This window comes from Stenotrophomonas sp. GD03777 (genome assembly GCF_029842485.1).
Taxonomy (GTDB): Bacteria; Pseudomonadota; Gammaproteobacteria; order Xanthomonadales; family Xanthomonadaceae; genus Stenotrophomonas; species Stenotrophomonas sepilia.
The window spans coordinates 1-4,034 of record NZ_JAOCGL010000185.1 but is presented as its reverse complement, the minus strand read 5'-3'; the positions used below and the strand labels follow the sequence as shown (position 1 = coordinate 4,034).

General features: G+C 64.6%; 3 protein-coding genes and 1 pseudogene. 1 reads left to right on the top strand and 3 read right to left on the bottom strand.

Annotated features, from left to right (window positions below; all coding sequences use genetic code 11):
• Window positions 1–277: pseudogene (locus N5E02_RS20370) on the top strand (hypothetical protein); the annotation flags it as partial.
• Window positions 278–345: 68 nt separating this feature from the next.
• Here the strand turns inward: N5E02_RS20370 and N5E02_RS20365 are convergent.
• From N5E02_RS20365 to N5E02_RS20355, 3 genes are all read right to left on the bottom strand, one after another.
• Window positions 346–555, bottom strand: a complete 210-nt coding sequence (locus N5E02_RS20365) for a hypothetical protein (RefSeq protein ID WP_032954496.1) — start codon at window positions 553–555, stop codon at window positions 346–348.
• Window positions 556–721: 166 nt separating this feature from the next.
• On the bottom strand, window positions 722–3,592 hold the full coding sequence (locus N5E02_RS20360; RefSeq protein WP_032954497.1) for a TonB-dependent receptor: 2,871 nt from the start codon (window positions 3,590–3,592) through the stop codon (window positions 722–724).
• Window positions 3,593–3,641: 49 nt separating this feature from the next.
• The coding region (locus tag N5E02_RS20355) for a helix-turn-helix transcriptional regulator (protein WP_279946690.1) at window positions 3,642–4,034 on the bottom strand (393 nt) is incomplete at its 5' end.

Below are 4,034 nucleotides of genomic sequence, written 5' to 3'. Positions count from 1 at the left end.
CGATACCCGCCCAGGCCATGCCGAGGCCGGCGCCTACCTGCTGGGCCTGTGGGGCCTGCCGATGCCGATCATCGAAGCGGTGGCCTTCCACCTGCAGCCGCAGCGCGCCAACACCCGCAGCTTCTGGGTGACCGGCGCGGTGCACGTGGCCCTGGCGCTGGTCAATGGCGATCCGGTGGACGAGGACTACCTGCAGCGTGCAGGCGTGCTGAACAAACTGCCGCAATGGCGCGAGCACGCCAATGCACTGATGGGACTGACACCCACTGACGCCTGAGCGGCACGCGGGCGCCTGCCTCCGCCTCGCATGAGGGCGCGTCCAACGGACGCGCCCTTTTTCCTGTCTCAGCGCTGCGGACAGGCGTCCAGCACGCACAGACGCCATTGGCGCTCGCACAGGGCCGGGGCGTTGCCCTTGGCCAGGCACTCCAGCCGGAATTGCTCGCAGTACACACCGCCGCCGCAGACGATGATGTTCTGTGCGGACAGCGAGCCCACCAGCGTTGCATAGATCAGGACTGCGGCCGATACCTGGCGGAAAAGCGTGCGCTTCATATCCATCTCCCAGTGTCCGGTATTGGACGCGCCTACTGTGCTGAATGTGACAAGAGCAGACAGTGACTGCACTCACCTTCTCGACATGATCAGAATTTCCTTACAGAAATGAAAAGGGCGGACCTTGCGGTCCGCCCTCCTCGTTCTGCTATCGCACTTCGATGGATCAGAAGCGCTGGGTGTACTTCATGTACAGGAAGCGACCCACGTCGAAGCCGCCGTAGTAGGCGAAGCTCGAGTTCGGCTGGGTGAACATGATCGGACCCTTATGGTCGAACACGTTGTTGGCGCCCAGCGCGATGGTGGCATCCCACGGTGCCTTCCAGCTGACCTGCAGGTCGTGGAAGGTGTTGGAGCCGGTCTTGCGCAGCGGCGACTTCTCACCGTTCTGGTAGCGGTCGGCGTCGTCGCACGGACGGTTGGCCACGCAGGCTTCGTTCATGCCCGAGTAGTAACGCGCGGTGTACGCCACGCCGAAGTCACCCTTCGACCAGGTCAGGCCCAGGTTCGAACGCACGCGGAACAGGCCCGGCTCACCCACACGGCCGATGGTGATGTTGTCACCGTCAGCGTTCTGGCCCTGCTCGTCGTACTTGGCCAGGTAGCTCGTCTGCCAGTCGATCGCGAACTGGCCGATGGCCAGCTCCGGCAGGCGGTACTTGATGCCCAGGTCGTAGCCCTGGGTTTCCATCTGGCCGAGGTTGGCCAGGCCGTAGGTCATGCCGTTGATGTGGCCATCGCCTGCACGGGTGTGTGCGGCGCAACGCGAAGCATCGCCCAACACGTAGCAGTCACGCAGGATGCGGTCGACGCTGTCAGCGATGATCATGTCGCTGATTTCGTACTTGTACCAGTCCAGCGAGATGTCCAGGCCCTGCACCCAGCGCGGGCTCCAGACCAGGCCGATGGTGGTGCTCTTGGAGGTTTCCGGGGTCAGGTTCGGGTTGGCACCCGAGATGAACTGGTCCGGCGTCGCACACGGGGTCGAGGTGCACGGAATCAGGCCCTGGCCCAGCTGGGTGTAACCAACCGGGACGCCCGCCGCCGAGCAGGCCGCGTTGCCGTTGACCGAACCCGGCGCGGTGATGCCGCACGGATCGGTGTACGACTCGAAGCTGCTGCTCAGGCCACCGTACAGGTTGTCGATCGTCGGAGCACGGAAGCCCTCAGCCCAGGTACCGCGAACCAGCAGCTCGTCCAGCGGACGCCAGGTGAAGCCGAACTTGGAATTCAGGGTGTCGCCGAAGTTGCTGTAATCCGAGTAACGGGTCGCAGCATTCAGGGTCAGTTCCTTGGCAAACGGCATGTCCGCCAGGACCGGCACGTTCAGTTCCAGGTAGACCTCGTCCAGCGAGTACTCACCCTGAGTGGTCTGCGCGCCCAGGCCGGTGGACTGGCCCGACTGCGCGAAGGCGTCCGGCGAGAAGCGGCCTTCTTCCTTGCGGTGCTCGACGCCCACGGCGAAGCCCAGGTCACCGGCCGGCAGGGTCACGATCGAACCCGACAGGTTGGCGGTGAAGCTGGTGGTCTTGGTCAGACCGGTATCGGTGAAGTACGGGAACAGGAAGTCCTGGGTGGCCTGGTCGGCCAGCGAACCGGCACCGGCAACGCCGAACGGCAGCAGCGGGTTCCACGGACGGCAGCCGCTGGTGGCGAGCGGATCGGACATGCTGGTGCCGCAGCGGGCGACGCCATCAGCACCGATGAACGAAGCGCCCAGCGCCTGTTCCGATGCGATCAGGCTCATGTCGCCGTGACCACGCTTGGTGGTTTCGTTGCGGTTCCACAGCGCGCCGACGTCCCAGTCGAAGGTCTTGCCGGCGAAGTCGAAGAAGCCGCTGATGCTCGGGGCGAAGCGCAGGGTCTTGACCTGGCTTTCGGTGGTGCGCGGCACTTCCCACAGACGGCGTCGGAAGGTCAGGTCTTCACCGGTCGGGTTGAACGCGCTGTCGGCCGACAGCGGGGTGCCGAAGGACGCCGACTGGTACGGATAGCCCGCGATCTGCTGGGTGGTGTTGCGCTCGTTGTAGAGCACGTCAGCGTTGAACGAGATCGCGTCGGTGAAGTCGTAGTTGCCGTTGACGTACAGCGACTTACGCTCGATACCGGTCTGCACCATCATCTGCTCGTTGGCATTGACGGCGTCAGCAGAGGTTTCCAGACGGTAGTCGGCGCGGTTGGCCGGGTTGCCGCCGTCACGCAGGGTGTACCAGCGCTGGTCGCTCGGGCCGACATAGCCCGGCTCGCCCTGCTTCAAGTTCGGGGTGACGCACGGGTCGCAGAAGCCACCCTTCTGGTTGATCGGGCTGGCGCCCGAACGCGGGTAGTTCGGGCCGGCGTTGCCGTCACGGCTGAACCAACGATCCTTCGCCCACACCGGATCCTGCTTGGAATACTCGGCGGACATGGTGACACCGCCGCGCTCGCCCATGCTGCCGAGGGTGAAAGAATAGGTTTCGGTGTCGCCGTCGCCCTTGCCGTACTGACCGACATAGACGCTGGCTTCAGCGCCGTCGAAGCGCTTGCGGGTGATCACGTTGACCACGGCCGCGATGGCGTCCGAACCGTAGATGGCCGAGGCGCCATCCTTCAGGATCTCAATGCGCTCGATGGCCGCCATCGGGATCTGGCTCAGATCCTGGTAACCGGCGGTGGTTGCGCCCAGGCGCTTGCCGTTCATCAGCACCAGGGTGCGCTGGGCGCCCAGGTTGCGGATGTCGACGTAGTAGCCGCCCACGTTCTCGCCCGAAGCCAGCGACTCCGAACGCGAAATGGCCGGGGAACCGGCCGAGGTCAGGTTCTGCAGGACGTCAGCAACCGAGGTGTAGCCCTGCTTTTCCAGGTTCTCACGGCTGAGGGTGACGATCGGCTGCTGGGTTTCAACGGCAGCGCCGCGGATGCGCGAGCCGGTGACCGAAATGCGGTCCAGGTCGGTGGTGCCCTTTGCTTCCTGCGCCGAAGCAAAGGCCGGCGCCAGCGCCAGCGCAATGCCGGCCGGCAGCAAGCCGAACCGCACTGCGGGATTACGAACGTTCATCTATCTCTCCAAGGTACGTGTTAGCAGCGTGTTAAAACACCCCAGCACGTTACGATTGCGTTGCAGCGCTGTATTTGCGCGAACCAACCGGAGACTTTGCGGATTGTGGCGGGAGCAAGCCGCCGTTCTCCCTGAAGCGCGATGCGGACTGGCCGTAGCGGGCGCGGAACGCACGCGCGAAGCTGCAGCAGTTGTCGAAACCGCTGGCGGCAGCGACCTCGCCCACCATCATGTCGGTGTCGCGCAGCAGATCAGCGGCGCGTTCGAGGCGCAGTCGTGCCGAAAGCGACTGCGGGCTTTCCTCGTACAGGCTCTGGAAGGTCTTGGACAGGTACCAGCTGGAGAAGTTGGTCAGCTCGGCCAGTTCGCCGATTCGCACCACCCGGTGGCTGTTGCCTTCCAGATAGAGGCGCGCGCGCTGCATGCGGCCGAACACCTGGCG